We start from the raw sequence: 16,265 nt of genomic DNA on the forward strand, positions 1-16,265 counted from the left end.
CCGGGTGTGTAAGCGTTGCGAGACGTTGAGCTAACCGGTACTAATGACCCGTGCGGCTTAACCTGACAACACCGAAGGTGTTTTGGGGTTTGAGAGAGAAGTTTCAGAGAAAGCGGGCTTGTTCGGGATTGAAAACAGAATTTGTCTGGCGGCAACAGCGCGGTGGTCCCACCTGATCCCATGCCGAACTCAGCAGTGAAACGCCGTAGCGCCGATGGTAGTGTGGGGTCTCCCCATGTGAGAGTAGGACACTGCCAGACATTCAATCAGTCAGAGAAGCCATCCTTAATCGGATGGCTTTTTTGCGTTTAATTTTTTTAGGGTATTTGGTTATTTTTACGTGTATAAGCGGCCAATATCGCCCTTTCTGATAATTTCAGGTAATCTTTCATTGTCTTGGCGGCTTGTTCATTTTTTCCTGAATTATCTGCTATCGTTCCAGCTATATCATAAGCAATATCATGCCAATTCCAGTCTGTTCCTGATGAGCGACTATCACCGTTATAGATAATTTCATGAGTTGGTTGTCTTAAGTTATCCTGAACAACTCAGGGAACAGAATTATCAGGTGTTTAAAGATTGTCTAAATTATCAAGTTATGAACCTTGCCTATCTTTAATTTTATTTATGAAATATTGATATTGATATTGATATTGATATTGATATTGATATTGATATTGATATTGATATTGATATTGATATTGATATTTATCACATCGTATTGTGACGATACCACCTTAATTTTTTCTTCCTTATTCTGATTACCATTTTCTATATAATAAAATGAAATAATTTCAATTTGAGTACAATAACTCGACATTTACCTTCCGTTTGGGGTAAATTTGGCTATCTAGAAGTCTAAATGCATAAGTTAAATAGTCGAGGTTTTAAGCAATGCCAATTCGTGTACCAGATGAATTACCTGCGGTGAACGCTCTTCGCAATGAAAACATTTTTGTTATGACGTCAACACGGGCCAATATTCAGAATATTCGTCCATTGAAGGTATTGCTCCTCAACCTAATGCCAAAGAAGATAGAAACAGAAAACCAGTTTATTCGGCTATTATCTAACACACCGCTTCAAATCGACATTCAATTGCTACGTATTGATAGCCGCCAATGTAAAAATACGCCTGCTGAACATTTAGATACCTTTTATTGTGATTTTGATTCAATAAAAGATCAAAATTTCGATGGACTGATTGTCACGGGCGCCCCTTTAGGACTCGTTGAATTTGAGGATGTGGTTTATTGGAGTGAAGTTGAAAAAGTAGTGACTTGGGCAAAAGAACATGTTACCTCGACACTTTTTGTCTGTTGGGCGGTTCAAGCTGCGTTAAAAGTGCTTTATCATCTTCCTAAATATACACTGAAAACTAAACTATCTGGTGTTTATCTCCATTCAACTTTAGATTCTTTAGCATTATTAACCCGTGGCTTTGACGAAACATTTTTTGCCCCTCACTCGCGTTTTGCCGATTTTCCTGAGTCTCTAATTCGTGAACATACGGATTTAGATATTTTAGCCAGTTCAGAAGAGGCAGGAGCTTATTTATTTGCCAGTAAAGACAAACGATTAGTATTTGTGACAGGGCACCCTGAATATGATGTAGGTACATTAGCTGCGGAATATTGGCGTGATCGTAATGCTGGTTTGGAACCAAAGTTGCCAGTCAATTATTTTCCAAATAACGATCCAGCAAATAAACCAGTTGCGTCTTGGCGTAGTCATGGTCATTTACTATTTTCAAATTGGTTGAATTATTATGTTTACCAGATTACGCCATATGATCTAACTATAAAGGATATAATACTAACTAATTCATATGATTAGGTTGATTTATATTTGCTTAAATATGTGAATATTTATACAAGTTTTTATACATAATTCGCTAAACAAATACATAAGCTCGTTATAAGGTGAGAACATTAAGAACGCTGTGAAGAGACTGATAACAAATTTCGTCGGTAGTGAGTGGGTTAGTACGTTTAACGCTCCGAGCTATAGAGGGTTGCGACGTATTTCGTCGGAAGCTATTGAGGTAACAGCCAACTGATAGCCCTGCCAGTAAGAAGATGTCCCCGTTACTGTGATCACCTGACCTTTCTGTAACAACATCACCGATAGCGCCATCTCATCAAAGCCCACAACACGCAGCGGGTAATCACTGCGCTTATCGCTCTGTAGCGACTATCGAGGGTGTATTCTTCTTCTGTCTTCGTGCCATTTTCCACCGCCTATAGATGAACTGGTTTTTCAACCATGATAATAATCAATAAGTTAAATCACTGCGAACGTAATACGTATGGAGTCAGTTACATTCAGCAAAAGGTATCATCGAAATGGTGATACCCACTTTAAAGATGGTCACGATTTTGACCATGTTGTTTTATAAGGCCTTTACTATGACGGCTTAAATTCAAGCCCTCCTGTGTTGTGATTTCCACCATAGTTGGCTAACTCATTGATTTATCCGAGGCCGTCACTTTGACACAACCATTGCGGAAATCCCAATGGTTAATTTATGTGCTGGGCAAACGTTATAAATTCATTGTTTTTCAGCGTATTACTTGGACATAACGGGCTGTGCAAGCAAACGCAAAATCTGGCGTCTGATTAAATATCAATGGGTTATCACCTAAGCCCGAATTCGGGCTTTGCTCTGCCGTCAGATTGGTCAGTAGCCATTAAGTTACATCAGGAAAAATCCCGCATGTACCAAAATCAGAGCCACCTGCATAGCGGGTGGTTTGCTCTAGCCCTATAAGGGCATGTTACCGACTGCGCCTAAATGACGCGGCTTTCTCTTCGTTCAAGCTAAGTGTCTTTGCTTCTTTGGCTTACCCCTTGATATCTCTTATTTCTGTCAGAGAACCAGAATTCCATTGCGGGATAGAAAAAGATGGTTTGAATTTAAATTATGATAAAAATCAATATGTTATGATAAATTGGATTTGAAATCCCTTTTAACCCCTTGAAAGTATTTCCTGCCTGGTGCAGGTTTAGTTATATGTCATCGTTCCGTTTGAAACGGAGTCAGCGGAAACGAACTCAGAGACTCATAGAGTTGCGAAATACCTTAACGCCGTGGACTTGGTGTTCTGACATGAGAACGAAGAGTCTCCAAAATATCATCAATATCCTCACTGCTGGGATTATCGTATACAGGACGTATGGGTGAAACTGGCCGTTGTAGTGACAGTGGAGTTTGTGGCCTGGATGGTGGCCTCGGAGCACCCGGTGGTTGTATAGATAGTGGTGGTCGTTCATAAGGATAAGGAGATAAACTTCTTTGTCGTGTATTCAAACCAGATGGATCGGGCTGGGAAGATGTATTTTCTAATAGAGAATGTAATGTTGAGAAGCTTTCTTGAGTAGCAGGTTGCTGATATGGGGTAGGACGTTGTGAAGTCGAAGAAGGCTGTCTCCTAATAGGGCCACTAGGTTGAAGTTGAACGGTTTGTAAAAAATTCGAAGTCCCCGGCATATCCCCATGTTGATAAGCCGTAATGCGGCTCTGCTGTATTGATAGAGGAGTATCCGTAAGCAATTGTGTCGCCACAGGATCACGCGGTCGGGCAGAGTGCTGTAAAGCGGCATTTGTTGATGCTACTGGATTATAGCGTTGATTTTGTCTTTGCCTCCTCATTGGATCAATCATTTGGTTGGTCGAAATTTGTGACGGTCTGAATGTATAGGATTGATGGCTTATTTGGTTTTGATTGGCTTGTTGGGATCGGCGCTGTATTTCTTGAATAATATCGGTAAAACGTTCAGATGACACTATACGACTTAATATATCTCGTCGATAGCGATCTATGTTTAAATCACAAGAATGCGGGAGCAAGATATACATGCCTCTCTTTCCAGTTGCAGGCGGTGTAATACAGATAAAACCTAATTGGCCTAGCCAGCGACTAGCCGCTTGCGGGGTGACATTGGCTATAAGGTGAAGAGGAGTCTTGTTCTTTATTCTCAATGAGGTGTATCCGTTTGGTTGCCGATATTCAGTGATCAATCCTAGATGAGTCACTTTTTCAAAAAAATCTCTACAGGACATAGGCTCCTCTCATGAAAAAGTAAAAATACAAATACTAAATTAAAGTTATGCTCATTTCTTCTCAACAACAAGTGAATAATATTTAACAATTAATTAGCATTTGAAATTAAATAAAATATTTCTTTGTTCGCTCTCTGAGTGGATGACAGAACATATCAATGAGCCTCTGAGCAGTTGAAATTAGCATCAACTAACGCCGATTTTTATTGTTTATTCTGGCTTTCAGGAACTGCCAAATTTCAGGAGAGTAAAGGACTGCTATCAGGGCCAAAAAGATCAGGCGGAATTTAAGCTCAAGGCTACTCACAAGAATACCTAATATAAAGAATGCTGATGCCATCCCTCTAATCTCACCGAAAATATCTTTTATTATCTAGATGGATGCGCGTTTAACCCATTGCAGAAACATCTATATCATCCTTGTTCGTTGTGGTACAGATATGGCACAGATATTTAAATAATTGTACCAACTCAATATATGGTCATGACATCAATTTATTGACTCATGTATAGTCTGTCTATTTGGAGAACATTCAGATGGCAAAGATATTGATAATTGGTATCATGACCGAGTTCTACAGCCAAACACAATCAAGACTGTTAATAAGTTACTGTAATAAGGAGTGTGAGTATTTGTATTTATAGATCTCCATAATTGACCTAACTCATTATCGGTTAAAAACCTATCGATTTTATTTTGTACCTTACCTACATCTGGAATGGTTAAATCATCCAAAGCATTACTAATAGCGAATTTCCTTACACGGCAGAATTTTAAAGCTTGTTTGCATAATTGGAATATACTTCCAGCAGAAACAGGGGATTTCTTTTTTATATTATCAAAACATTGAAGCCAATAGCGCGTTTCACAGTCTGATAATGCCATGTTCCCAATATTGGGATAAATATATTTATTTAGTTGAGCTATATGTTTATCAATACCTACGCGGTTGTCTTTTCCGTAGTTGTCTATTCAATACTCGATAGCATCTTTTACAGTGACTGGTTTTAATGATTCTTGCATATCTAAGCCAAACTGTAACTTTGGATCTTTACCAAAAGCCAACCAGTTACGACATTTATCCCGCGTTTCACGAGCTTGCTTGAGAGGCATATCAGGATAGCGTCCCTTTCTTTTCCGTGTAGATTTTTAAGTTTTTTGTCACTGAGTTTGTTGAGTTCGGCGGACATGATCACCTAAGATCTTTATACATTAGATTAAATCTAATTTAAGTTTTAAATAAAAATGAGAGGCTGCTGAAGCGAGACACTTCTCATTTTGTTAATTTTCCTTCCGTTGTTGTCGTTCAATAGCCATTCGTTATTTTTCATGCATAACAAAAACTTAACACTGTTGTGTGCGAGTTTTTTGGAATTTATTTCCCTGCTTTTTTTATCCTTAATGCGTCTTAATTAATTGATTCTACAGTGATAATTTTAATTATTAAAAATAATGGAAACTGTTTTTGATTTATTTTTTCAATTGATTACTCTTAAGCGGATGAGTGTTTAAAAGTGAAAAATGGGGAAATTATGCAGCAGGTACTAGCAACAAAATTAACTTTTATTAAATCTTTTGGAGAAACGGAGAAACAGGTGTTATCACCTGAATCTATTCGATTTTTAGAGGATTTAATTATCGAATTTTCTGACAGACGTACAAAATTATTGGATGAGCGTGTACATTGGCAGGAAAAGATAGATAACGGTTCATTACCTGACTTTATTTCGGAAACAGCTTCCATTAGAAATGGAGATTGGAAAATTCAGGGAATACCGGATGATCTCAAAGATCGTCGGGTTGAAATAACGGGGCCTGTAGAGCGCAAGATGGTCATCAATGCCTTAAATGCAAATGTAAAAGTATTTATGGCAGATTTTGAGGATTCATTAGCGCCTGAATGGGATAAGGTTATCAATGGACAAATTAACTTACGGGATGCCGTCAATGGGACGATCTCATATACCAATGAGCAGGGTAAGCGTTATGAGTTGAAAGCAGAGCCCGCAGTATTGATTGCCCGGGTTAGAGGGTTGCACCTGTCAGAAAAACATATCCTCTACAAGAACGAACCGATTTCTGGTGGGCTGTTTGATTTTGCTCTCTATTTCTACTTGAATCATAAGAAGTTACTGCAAAAAGGCAGCGGCCCTTATTTTTATCTACCCAAAATACAAAGCTACCATGAAGCGCAATGGTGGAGTGATGTTTTCAGTTTTACAGAATCACGTTTCAATTTGCCAACAGGTACGATTAAGGCAACGGTTTTGATTGAAACATTACCAGCTGTATTCCAGATGGATGAAATTCTGTATCACTTACGTCATCACATCGTTGGCCTGAATTGTGGGCGCTGGGATTATATTTTTAGTTATATCAAGACACTGAAAAATCATGCTGATCGCGTTTTGCCGGATCGTCAATCCGTTACGATGACACAACCTTTCTTGAGTGCTTACTCTCGCTTGCTGATTAAAACCTGTCATAAACGTGGTGCATTTGCAATGGGAGGAATGTCGGCATTTATTCCTAGTAAAGATCCTGTGCAAAATCAGCAAGTTTTGGACAAAGTCAGAGCGGATAAAGCGCTGGAAGCCAATAATGGCCATGATGGCACATGGGTTGCGCATCCAGGGCTTGCGGATATTGTCATGGAGATCTTTGACGCAAAACTGGAAGAGCGTCAAAACCAATTAACAGTTTTGCGCGAAGAAGATAATGCGATTACGGCTGAACAATTGCTTGCGCCTTGTGTGGGAGAAAGAACAGAAGAGGGAATGCGCGCAAATATTCGTGTTGCAGTTCAGTACATAGAGGCTTGGATTTCGGGGAATGGATGTGTACCGATTTACGGTTTGATGGAAGATGCTGCTACGGCAGAGATTTCCCGAACTTCTATTTGGCAATGGATTCGCCATGAAAAATCACTCTCCAATGGCAAAAAAGTGACAAAAGAACTGTTCAGAGAAATGTTAAAAGAAGAATTAGCTGTTATTAGACAGGAAGTTGGGGAGCAGCGCTTTAATCAAGGGCGATTTATGGAAGCTTCTGATTTGATGGAAAGAATTACCACTCAGGACAACTTAATTGATTTCCTAACATTACCTGGTTATCAGTTATTAGACTAACTTAAAGACAATAATGGCAAAAATATCCGATTAATTAAGAATAGGAAGTAGAACATCATGACCATGTCCCGGAAACAACAAATCGCTCAACTAGAACAAGAGTGGCAACAACCGCGTTGGAAAGGTATTACTCGTCCGTATAGTGCTGAAGATGTCGTTAAATTGCGTGGTTCGATTAATCCTGAACATACTTTAGCGCAAATGGGGGCGAAAAAGTTATGGAGCTTGCTGAATGGTAACTCGAAAAAAGGTTATGTGAACGCGCTTGGGGCGCTGACTGGCGGCCAGGCACTTCAGCAAGCTAAAGCAGGTATTGAGGCAGTTTATCTTTCCGGCTGGCAAGTGGCGGCAGATGCAAATACGGCAGCCAGTATGTATCCTGATCAATCATTGTATCCCGTTGATTCTGTTCCTAATGTAATCAGGCGTATCAATAATAGCTTCCGTCGTGCAGATCAGATCCAATGGTCAAATGGTATCGATCCAGATAGTCAAGAATATATTGACTATTTCCTGCCGATTGTCGCAGATGCGGAGGCAGGGTTTGGCGGGGTACTTAACGCATTTGAATTGATGAAAGCGATGATCGAGGCTGGTGCTGCCGCAGTACATTTTGAAGATCAACTGGCAGCGGTGAAAAAATGTGGACACATGGGTGGCAAAGTCCTGGTTCCGACGCAAGAGGCTATTCAGAAGCTGATAGCTGCACGCTTGGCGGCTGATGTATCCGGTGTACCAACCTTGTTAATTGCGCGTACCGATGCAGATGCAGCAGATTTATTGACTTCAGATTGTGATCCTTATGACAAAGCCTTCATTACTGGTAAGCGAACCTGTGAAGGTTTCTATTGTACACGTGCTGGCATTGAACAAGCTATTAGCCGTGGATTGGCTTATGCTCCTTACGCCGATGTTGTCTGGTGCGAAACCTCTACACCGGATATTGAAGCGGCTCGTTGTTTTGCTGAAGCCGTCCATGCTAAATATCCTGGCAAGTTGTTAGCTTATAACTGTTCACCTTCTTTTAATTGGAAAAAGAATCTGGATGATAAAACGATCGCCAGTTTCCAAGATCAGTTATCTGCTATGGGATATAAATTCCAGTTTATTACACTTGCGGGTATACATAGCATGTGGTTCAACATGTTTGATTTGGCCTACGATTATGCACGTGGTGAAGGAATGAAACATTATGTTGAAAAAGTTCAGGAACAAGAATTTGCTGCTCTTGAGCGTGGTTATACCTTCTCCTCACATCAGCAGGAAGTGGGAACGGGATATTTTGATAAAGTGACCACTATTATTCAGGGAGAGAGTTCTTCTGTTACTGCATTAACCGGATCGACAGAAGAACAACAATTCTAAATTTATTATATTGATGGAAATAATAAACGATAGGGGGAATTCTAAAAAGAATACCCCTTTACGTGTCGGATAAGGGTGGCTAAATATGGAAATAGATCTCGCACATTTAATTGCACAAACCATTTTGCAGGGATTTGATGCGCAATATGGTCGATTTCTGGAAGTCACTTCTGGGGCACAACAACGTTTTGAACAGGCTGACTGGCAGGCTGTGCAACAGGCCATGAAAAAGAGGATTAACTTGTATGATCATCATGTTGGATTGGTGGTGGAGCAATTGAAGCGCATTCATACTCCATTACAATATGATGAAGATTACATTGCCGAAGTTAAAGTGGTTTATACCCGTTTATTGCCTGACTATCCGCGTTTTGAAATTGCAGAAAGTTTTTTTAATTCGGTTTATTGTCGTTTTTTTAAACATCGTAATTTGAAACCAGAAAATCTCTATATCTTTTCTTCTCAACCCTCTTCGCGTTTTCGCCATATTTCTCGCCCATTATCACGGGATTTTTTTCCTAATGGGAATCTCGCATCCATGTTGCGAACCATCTTAAATGATTTGCCACTGCGTCTTAAATGGGAGGATTTGGATCGGGATATTGGTTATATCACGCAATATTTACAGAATACATTTTCCCAATGCGATTTATTATATTCCACGTTCCAAATTGCTAATGAACTGTTTTATCGTAATAAGGCAGCCTGGTTGGTAGGAAAAATCAGGATGGGGACGACGGTTTATCCCTTTTTGTTGCCGATTCATCACAATGAATCAGGAGGAATTTTTGTCGATACTTGTCTGACCAACTACGATGATGCCAGTATTGTTTTTGGTTTTGCCCGCTCCTATTTTATGGTTTACGCACCTTTGCCCGCAGCTTTAGTTGAGTGGTTGCGTGAAATTCTTCCGACGAAATCCACGGCAGAGTTATACATGGCGATAGGCTGTCAAAAGCACGGTAAAACAGAATACTACCGTGAATATCTGACATTCATTAATTCCACTCAAGAACAGTTTACGATTGCGCCCGGTGTGAAGGGCATGGTGATGCTGGTTTTCACTTTCCCGTCATTTGATCGTGTATTTAAAGTGATTAAAGACAAATTTGCGCCACAGAAAGAGGTTTCTCAAGAGCGTGTTCAAGAATGCTACCGTCTGGTAAAAGAGCATGATCGTGTTGGAAGAATGGCAGATACCCAGGAATTCGAAAACTTTGTCATTGATAAATGCCATATTAGCCCTGAGTTAATGGAAGAATTGCAAAAAGAGATACCAGAAAAGTTAGAAGATTTTGGAGATAAGCTCTTGATAAAGCATCTTTATATGGAGCGTAAAATGATGCCGTTAAACATTTATATGGAACAGGTCAATGAGGCACAATTGAAGGATGTGATTGAGGAATACGGAAATGCCATTAAACAATTGGCTGCTGCAAATATTTTCCCAGGTGACATGTTGTTTAAAAATTTTGGTGTTACACGCCACGGAAGGGTGATTTTCTACGATTATGATGAAATCTGTTACATGACCGAAGTGAATTTTCGGGATATTCCTCCGCCACGTTACCCAGAAGATGAGTTGGCTAGTGAACCTTGGTACAGTGTTGCTATTAACGATGTTTTTCCCGAAGAATTTCGGCATTTTCTATGTACTGACAAACGTATTAAGTATTATTTTGAAGAAAGTCACAGTGATCTATTTAAGGCAGATTATTGGCGAACTTTGCAAGAGAGAATTAAAAAAGGATATATAGAAGATGTTTTTGCTTATCGTCGTAGACAGCGATTTAGCCAGCGTACTGAAATGAACTAAATAAGAAATATAAGTCGTGATATTACAAGTGATATAGATAAAAATAGCGGTCATATGATGTTATTTTAAAATGACTGGCGATTTATTTATTAGTTTGTAATGGTATGATTTGAGTTGCGGAGATTAAGTTTTTTTTTAAAACATTTAGGGAGGAAATAATGGCTCAGGTCATTTTATACGGTGATATTTTACATCTTAAAAACAATCATGCTGATGGCAGTTATCTTGATGTTTATGGACAAGCAATTTCACTCGGTGAAAAGTATAATGTTGTTACTTCTGTTTCACCAAATCGTGATACTGGCTCAGGTTCATGGCAGATTTTATCGGCAGAAGGTAAAAGTTTAGGAACGGAAGTTTATAGTAGTGATACGGTATTTTTATTAAATTTCTATAGAAATAATGGAGGATATCTGAGAGTCAGTGGTAATGCTCCGTCACCAGAGCTCTATAATGTTTACACTGCGGATAAACCTGTACATGCCCTCGATACTGCAATATGGTATCTCTTTTCAGATACAACCGATGGATTTGATGGTAAAGTCCGTGAAGGTAATACTATTCGTTTACTGAATAAATTTAACCATGCACATGGCGGATTCCTTGATACTTGTTGGTTTGCAAATCAGCCTGGTGCTGTCTATGAAGTTCATACTTCTCTATTATCAGATAGAGATAATGGCACGGGTACATGGATATTATCGAAAGCTATTAATTAATAGTGAAATTGAAAGTGATTTTATTTTCTAATGGTGTTGATTAATTCGAAGAAATAATAGATAAGCAATGATAAATTTTCCCAATGCGGAAATTTTTCAATCTTAAATTTCCGCATTAAAGTTTGGATAAAACGACTATGCTTTTATTCCTGCAATGTGAGTAGTAAGAAAAATCAACGCTGGCTCTGGTATGTTTGGGAACCTCGCCTCAAGCGAGTTGTGGCGCATGTTTTTGGTGATTGAACTTCCTGAAGAAAAACATATTGTTGGAAAACATTATACCCAACGTATAGAAAGAACCAATTTGATATTCCGTACCCGTTTAAAAAGACTGAATCGAAGGACGATGGGCTATTCCAAATCAAAGGAGATACACGACAAGGTGATAGGGCGTTTCATCGAACGTGAATACTCTTCTTTATAGGGTGATCTAACTATTGGAGTCATGACCGTTTCATACGCGGCTCCCAGGCATACCAGAGCCAGCGTTGATTTTTCTTACTCCCCACAAACGACCACTGCTCATCCACTTCACAAATAAGATGAATGTCATCCCCGTCAAGAGGAAGCGTCGTCACGTTCCGGGGGTTGAGTTTTTAAGCGTTTTCATCACAGTAGCTGTTGCCACCTTCAATACGCGGGCCGTGTCACGGATGCCGCTGTTATTCATCGCCATCTCAATAAGCTGCTCTTTGACTCCCGGTTTGCAAGCTTGATAGGTGTATGCCAACTGAAAGACTTTATTGCAGGCATAGCAGCGGTAGCGGGGATAACCTCTATGACCTTTTCCATGTCCTTTGACCTCTTCTGGTTTGTGACAATAATGACAATCAACTTCTACTTTAGCCATGTTCCACCACGAAATACCGGAAGATTATCATAGCAACTAACTATTTAATACATGACCGACTTTTTCCTTATAGAGCACGTTATCCGGTTCTGTTGCATTAAGGGAAGAGCAGGTAATATGCGATCTTTTACAGAGTGAGTTGCCCGTGTCTTTAATTCGAAAGCCTTCAAGCGGTTACATTATCCTATCAAGATCATTGCTCAGTGGATGGCAGAGCGCGGTATTGAGGCAGACCATTCCACGCTGTATCACTGGGTTATCCGATTGACTCCATTACGGGATAAGGCATTCCGTCGGCGTAAACGTCCTACAGGACAGCGCTGGCGCGTTGCGCTTCTTTCGTAAGGCGATGCCACCCTGCTGAGCCTGAGGTCGTGACCCTTGATAAAAGTGGGGCGAACACCGCCGCACTGGCTACGCTCAACGCCGATAAACCCGAAGAAGAAACCCTCACTATCAGGCAGAGCAAATACCTCAATAATCTCATTGAGCAAGATCATCGAAACATTAAACGTCGGATACGGCCGATGTTAGGCTTCAAATCGTTTCGCCGGGTTCAAACGATTTTAGCGGGGATAGAGTTCGTTTCGATGCTGCGTAAAGGGCAATACTTACAACCCGAAGATAAGACATTGTCGCCGGCAAGGCGGTTTTATCGATTGACTACGTAAATAGTAATCAACCCCACATTTACTCAGACTTTCTCTGTTAATGCGACAGAACCAAATTATGAATGAGGTGCGGAATGACGGGTTTACAAAACTACGGCTCGACGATTTGCCACACAACTCCTGAAAAATACTGCTACTCTTTGTTATGCAAGGTATTTTCGCCTTTTTTCTAATGATGTTGGAACCTACTATGGGCAAACAAAACTTGACAATCAAGACGGTAGCTTATTATATGAATGCAATATTAAATAATATATCCAGTTTTGTGATCTGCTAACAAGAAAGAAAATTCTCGAAAATATAAATAAGATTATATTCATAAATAATGGCGATTTATTGAGTGTAGATAATTAAATAGGTAATTTTAAAGATGAAAACTATTAGAGGACTTACATAATGGCAGACAATAGGCAACTGAGTGCCACAGTATTTGTTAAATATGCTGAATATGGCTCAATAACGGGTCATGCTGCAATGCTGATTGGCGCAATTAATTCAGATGATCTTCATGATTACATAAATAATCAAGTAGATTTTAATCCCAAAAGACCTATCCAACAAGGAATTAGACAACAAAAATTTTGGGAAGATGCATATTTCAATTATGAAGGAACTTTTCAGGAATTTCAAGAAGCGTATCATGTCTATTATAGGTTGTATGGTTTGGATGTAGATAAAATGCTGAATGCAAGAAGAGCAATAAATCATACGAATGTGCATTACAATTTTTTAATTAAGAATTGTGCGACAATAATTGCCCGAATTTTAAAAGCCGGAGGGGTAGATCAATTCTTGAGTCCATTCAATAAAATATTTTATGGACATAATTTGTATTGGACACCTAAAGATATTGCTCAATTATGCGATAAATTAAAAAATATCAATATGGCAACAAAACACAAGTATGAAAACTGTCCGAAAAAACGTAATAACATTCGTAGCGTTCTGGCTGGTTTCAGATAATAAAATTTCTGTTATACCCTTCGCTTGGTTCTGTCGTATTAACAGAGAAAGTCTGTACGGAGGTGGGAATGATTACTATTTATGCAGTCAATCGATAAAACCGCCTTGCCGGCGACAATGTCTTATCTTCGGGTTGTAAGTATTGCCCTTTACGCAGCATCGAAACGAGCGCTATCCCCGCTAAAATCGTTTGGGCCCGGCGAAACGATTTGAAGCCTAACATTGGTCGTATCCGACGTTTGACGTGGCGATGGTCTTGCTCAATGCGGTTATTCAGGTATTTATTTTGACGGATTTCAATCCCCTGCTGAGGCGATCCTTCCGCATTGAGGAGGGTGAGCGCGGCGGTATCGACTGCCCGGTAAAGGTATTTCCACTGACCTTTCACTTTGATATAGGTTTCATCCATCCGCCACCGGGGGCCAACGGGCTTTTTGCGAGGTCGGAAAGCCTTGCCGAGCAGGGACACCAGACGTAACACCCAGCGATGTATCGTGGAATGGTCGATCTCAATGCCGCGCTCTGCCATCATCTCTTCGAGATTGCGTAGGCTTAGGGCATAGGCCAAGTACCAACGGACGCACTGGGCGATGATATCAACGGGGTAATGCAACCGTTTGAAGGCTTTTCGTATCAACGACATTGACGACACGCTTATCAACAAATAAGTGAGATATTACCGAGGCTTTGCTTATTGCAACAGAACCATTCCTACCACAGTGAAAACAATCTGCTAGCGTTCCCAGATATAAGCCACAATTTGTGTAGAGGTATACATCAAATCTACCGTTTCATTATCAGTTAATTTAATAAGTTAATTAATAGGCAAATGGCTTTTAGAACCGCAATTTTCAGAGATGAGTTTCTCCTGAGAGAAGCAATTTTTAAGATGACTACTCAGGTGCTTTCATAAATGAATTTATTAAATTTTAAAGATGTATATAAGCTGTTTAATATCTGAAAAGTATAATTGTTAGGGCTTACATGATAATAAAACAAGGAGGTCATATTTTAATTCCATCTTGCAAAATTAAAAAAAATTAAAGTTTAATAATATGGTTAGATTACATAAAAATGCATTTCATATTTGGTTTTATAAACACTCACTTACCAAAAATCGGGGTATTTAATTTTTCTGAAATATTATTATTATGAAAGAAAAAGTAAAGTTATGTTGTCATTAAAATATCTGGCTGCCAGCTTGGCTGATGGTAAGTCAATTATTAATAATGACTTACGTTGTCTGTAAACCAGTACAATGAAGGAAGCATGTCGCAGTATTGGAGCCAGAATTATTGAGGAGCCGAGAAGATTAATTATTTATGGAACTGGTGGTAAAATTAGCCCTGAAAAAAAGTCATTGATGCTCTCGGTTCGGGCTGGTCTTCCGTGTAATAACCGTCCTTGCTTGCCACAGTGAAACTCCCGCTGTGATATCGGGTGATGCAACTCTCAGAACTCGTGTGATGGAACCTTTACTGAATTCACTTGTTGAATTGGGTGGAAACATCACCAGTGTTCATATGAACGGAAAAGCACCTTTCATCAATTGGGGAGGGTATATTGGTGGTGAATACGAAATCGAAGGAAACATTAGTTCCCAGTTTATTACAGCAATCCTTTTCGCAGTCCCTCTTGCTAAAAAAAGTACTACAGTAAAAATCAAAGGAGAGATCCTATCATTATCCTATATTCGACAGGCATTAGAAGTTCTTGCAATAGCCGGAATCAAATTTAAGCATAATGAAAATTTCTCCCAAATTACGGTGTTCCCTGGTGAATATAGTCCTGCTGAATATATAATAACAGGCGATTACACTTCGTGTTCTTATCTGGTTGCAGTGGCGACTTTATTTCCATGTGATTTGACACTTAAAAATATCAATAGTAAGAGCTTACAAGGTGAGCAGGCTATTCTGGCCTTTGTTGAAGAAATGGGAGTAGAAGTTATTAGAAATGATCAAAAAAAACGAAATTAGGTTGATTAATAGAAAAGGTTTACTAACTGGAAACTATGAATTTAATGTCAGTAACTGCCCTAATATTGTACCTACATTAGCTTCAATAGGAATTTATGTCAACGGCTGTTTCAGAGTTACCGGGGGATCTATAACCCGTCTTCATAAATCGCCAAGAATAAAAGCAATGGTAAACGAGTTACTAAAATTGGGTGTTAAAATTAACCCCTTGATTATAAATGATGTTTATGATGGTTTCGAAATTCATGGAGCATCATCCTATTCTGGAAATTGTAGACTTTCTAGTTGGGGGGATCATCGTATTTTTATGTCTTTATTTGTAGCGTCATTACGTTGTAAACAAGCTAATTATATTGATGGTTATGAAGATGTCCATTGTTCATTCCCATCTTTCTTTAAAGAATTTGAGCAACTTGGTATTACATTCAAAGAAATGATTTACCAATCTGAGTCAGCTTATTAATTTTATTAAGGGTATCAATATGAATATCACAAAAAAAATGTACGAACAGGGTTATGTTGTAATACCTGAAATAATAGGCAAAAAAGAGATTGAAGCTATCAGAGATTTTTATAAAAAAACCTCTGAAATAAATAATCTTTCAACTCTTGGTTATGACTACAATTTATTGATAGTGATGAATGTTCAGATAATATCCTATAACTCTGTCATGCATTTCTATGGATTTTGAAAAAGATAATGTTTTTCG

Annotated in this window: 12 protein-coding genes, 1 rRNA gene and 4 pseudogenes; 11 read left to right on the top strand and 6 right to left on the bottom strand. The window is 39.1% G+C overall.

Going from position 1 to position 16,265, the window contains the following annotated elements; genetic code table 11:
• Positions 1-144: 144 nt before the first annotated feature.
• A 5S ribosomal RNA gene (rrf, locus tag Xets_RS18955) occupies positions 145-260 on the top strand.
• Between the two features lie 365 nt (positions 261-625).
• On the opposite strand, the gene Xets_RS18960 is transcribed toward rrf, so the two are convergent.
• Entirely contained in the window at positions 626-820 is a 195-nt protein-coding gene (locus tag Xets_RS18960) for a hypothetical protein (RefSeq protein WP_187652335.1), read from the bottom strand.
• 74 nt (positions 821-894) lie between these two features.
• On the opposite strand from Xets_RS18960, the gene metA reads away from it, so the two are divergent.
• Positions 895-1,836, top strand: coding sequence for a homoserine O-succinyltransferase (metA, locus tag Xets_RS18965; protein ID WP_099133998.1), 942 nt, complete (start codon positions 895-897; stop codon positions 1,834-1,836).
• 1,246 nt (positions 1,837-3,082) lie between these two features.
• Here metA and Xets_RS18975 read toward each other — a convergent pair.
• Together Xets_RS18975 and Xets_RS18980 are read right to left on the bottom strand one after the other, a co-directional pair.
• The gene (locus Xets_RS18975) at positions 3,083-4,063 is read right to left on the bottom strand and encodes a hypothetical protein (RefSeq protein WP_143707544.1); all 981 of its coding nucleotides are present in this window, start codon (positions 4,061-4,063) and stop codon (positions 3,083-3,085) included.
• A gap of 568 nt (positions 4,064-4,631) precedes the next feature.
• Positions 4,632-5,254 (bottom strand): annotated as a pseudogene (locus Xets_RS18980) (tyrosine-type recombinase/integrase); the annotation flags it as partial.
• A 342-nt stretch (positions 5,255-5,596) separates the two neighbouring features.
• Between Xets_RS18980 and aceB the strand changes: the two are divergent.
• The 5 genes and pseudogenes from aceB to Xets_RS19005 form a co-directional block, all read left to right on the top strand.
• Positions 5,597-7,192 (top strand): malate synthase A, encoded by a 1,596-nt coding sequence (gene aceB, locus Xets_RS18985; RefSeq protein ID WP_222941659.1) that lies wholly within the window; start codon positions 5,597-5,599, stop codon positions 7,190-7,192.
• A 57-nt stretch (positions 7,193-7,249) separates the two neighbouring features.
• Positions 7,250-8,557, top strand: coding sequence for an isocitrate lyase (gene aceA / locus Xets_RS18990; protein WP_099134000.1), 1,308 nt, complete (start codon positions 7,250-7,252; stop codon positions 8,555-8,557).
• Positions 8,558-8,642: 85 nt separating this feature from the next.
• On the top strand, positions 8,643-10,373 hold the full coding sequence (gene aceK, locus Xets_RS18995; RefSeq protein WP_099134001.1) for a bifunctional isocitrate dehydrogenase kinase/phosphatase: 1,731 nt from the start codon (positions 8,643-8,645) through the stop codon (positions 10,371-10,373).
• Positions 10,374-10,531: 158 nt separating this feature from the next.
• On the top strand, positions 10,532-11,092 hold the full coding sequence (locus tag Xets_RS19000; protein WP_099134002.1) for a hypothetical protein: 561 nt from the start codon (positions 10,532-10,534) through the stop codon (positions 11,090-11,092).
• A 156-nt stretch (positions 11,093-11,248) separates the two neighbouring features.
• A pseudogene (locus Xets_RS19005) lies at positions 11,249-11,441 on the top strand (IS1 family transposase); the annotation flags it as partial.
• A 100-nt stretch (positions 11,442-11,541) separates the two neighbouring features.
• Here the strand turns inward: Xets_RS19005 and Xets_RS19015 are convergent.
• Positions 11,542-11,942: pseudogene (locus Xets_RS19015) on the bottom strand (IS1 family transposase); the annotation flags it as partial.
• 186 nt (positions 11,943-12,128) lie between these two features.
• Between Xets_RS19015 and Xets_RS19020 the strand changes: the two are divergent.
• A pseudogene (locus Xets_RS19020) lies at positions 12,129-12,613 on the top strand (transposase).
• 396 nt (positions 12,614-13,009) lie between these two features.
• Positions 13,010-13,576: a hypothetical protein gene (locus Xets_RS19025; RefSeq protein ID WP_099134005.1), complete on the top strand. Its 567-nt coding sequence runs from the start codon at positions 13,010-13,012 to the stop codon at positions 13,574-13,576.
• Positions 13,577-13,655: 79 nt separating this feature from the next.
• On the opposite strand, the gene Xets_RS19030 is transcribed toward Xets_RS19025, so the two are convergent.
• Positions 13,656-14,219, bottom strand: a complete 564-nt coding sequence (locus tag Xets_RS19030) for an IS6 family transposase (RefSeq protein WP_187652337.1) — start codon at positions 14,217-14,219, stop codon at positions 13,656-13,658.
• 787 nt (positions 14,220-15,006) lie between these two features.
• Between Xets_RS19030 and Xets_RS22645 the strand changes: the two genes are divergently transcribed.
• Positions 15,007-15,555: a hypothetical protein gene (locus Xets_RS22645; protein WP_274540015.1), complete on the top strand. Its 549-nt coding sequence runs from the start codon at positions 15,007-15,009 to the stop codon at positions 15,553-15,555.
• The gene (locus tag Xets_RS22650; protein WP_208638617.1) at positions 15,533-16,018 is read left to right on the top strand and encodes a hypothetical protein; all 486 of its coding nucleotides are present in this window, start codon (positions 15,533-15,535) and stop codon (positions 16,016-16,018) included. The genes Xets_RS22645 and Xets_RS22650 overlap by 23 nt, the downstream gene beginning before the upstream one ends.
• A 163-nt stretch (positions 16,019-16,181) precedes the next feature.
• Here the strand turns inward: Xets_RS22650 and Xets_RS19040 are convergent.
• Positions 16,182-16,265: IS1 family transposase (locus tag Xets_RS19040; protein WP_222941595.1), on the bottom strand; the 84-nt coding region annotated here is incomplete at its 5' end.

The organism is Xenorhabdus sp. TS4 (assembly GCF_014467265.1).
GTDB classification, from domain to species: Bacteria; Pseudomonadota; Gammaproteobacteria; order Enterobacterales; family Enterobacteriaceae; genus Xenorhabdus; species Xenorhabdus ehlersii.

Coding starts and splice junctions, on each gene's coding strand:
- Xets_RS18960 (WP_187652335.1), bottom strand. CDS start 820: ATGTCGAGTTATTGTACTCAAATTGAAATTATTTCATTTTATTATATA.
- metA (WP_099133998.1), top strand. CDS start 895: ATGCCAATTCGTGTACCAGATGAATTACCTGCGGTGAACGCTCTTCGC.
- Xets_RS18975 (WP_143707544.1), bottom strand. CDS start 4,063: ATGTCCTGTAGAGATTTTTTTGAAAAAGTGACTCATCTAGGATTGATC.
- aceB (WP_222941659.1), top strand. CDS start 5,597: ATGCAGCAGGTACTAGCAACAAAATTAACTTTTATTAAATCTTTTGGA.
- aceA (WP_099134000.1), top strand. CDS start 7,250: ATGACCATGTCCCGGAAACAACAAATCGCTCAACTAGAACAAGAGTGG.
- aceK (WP_099134001.1), top strand. CDS start 8,643: ATGGAAATAGATCTCGCACATTTAATTGCACAAACCATTTTGCAGGGA.
- Xets_RS19000 (WP_099134002.1), top strand. CDS start 10,532: ATGGCTCAGGTCATTTTATACGGTGATATTTTACATCTTAAAAACAAT.
- Xets_RS19025 (WP_099134005.1), top strand. CDS start 13,010: ATGGCAGACAATAGGCAACTGAGTGCCACAGTATTTGTTAAATATGCT.
- Xets_RS19030 (WP_187652337.1), bottom strand. CDS start 14,219: ATGTCGTTGATACGAAAAGCCTTCAAACGGTTGCATTACCCCGTTGAT.
- Xets_RS22650 (WP_208638617.1), top strand. CDS start 15,533: ATGATCAAAAAAAACGAAATTAGGTTGATTAATAGAAAAGGTTTACTA.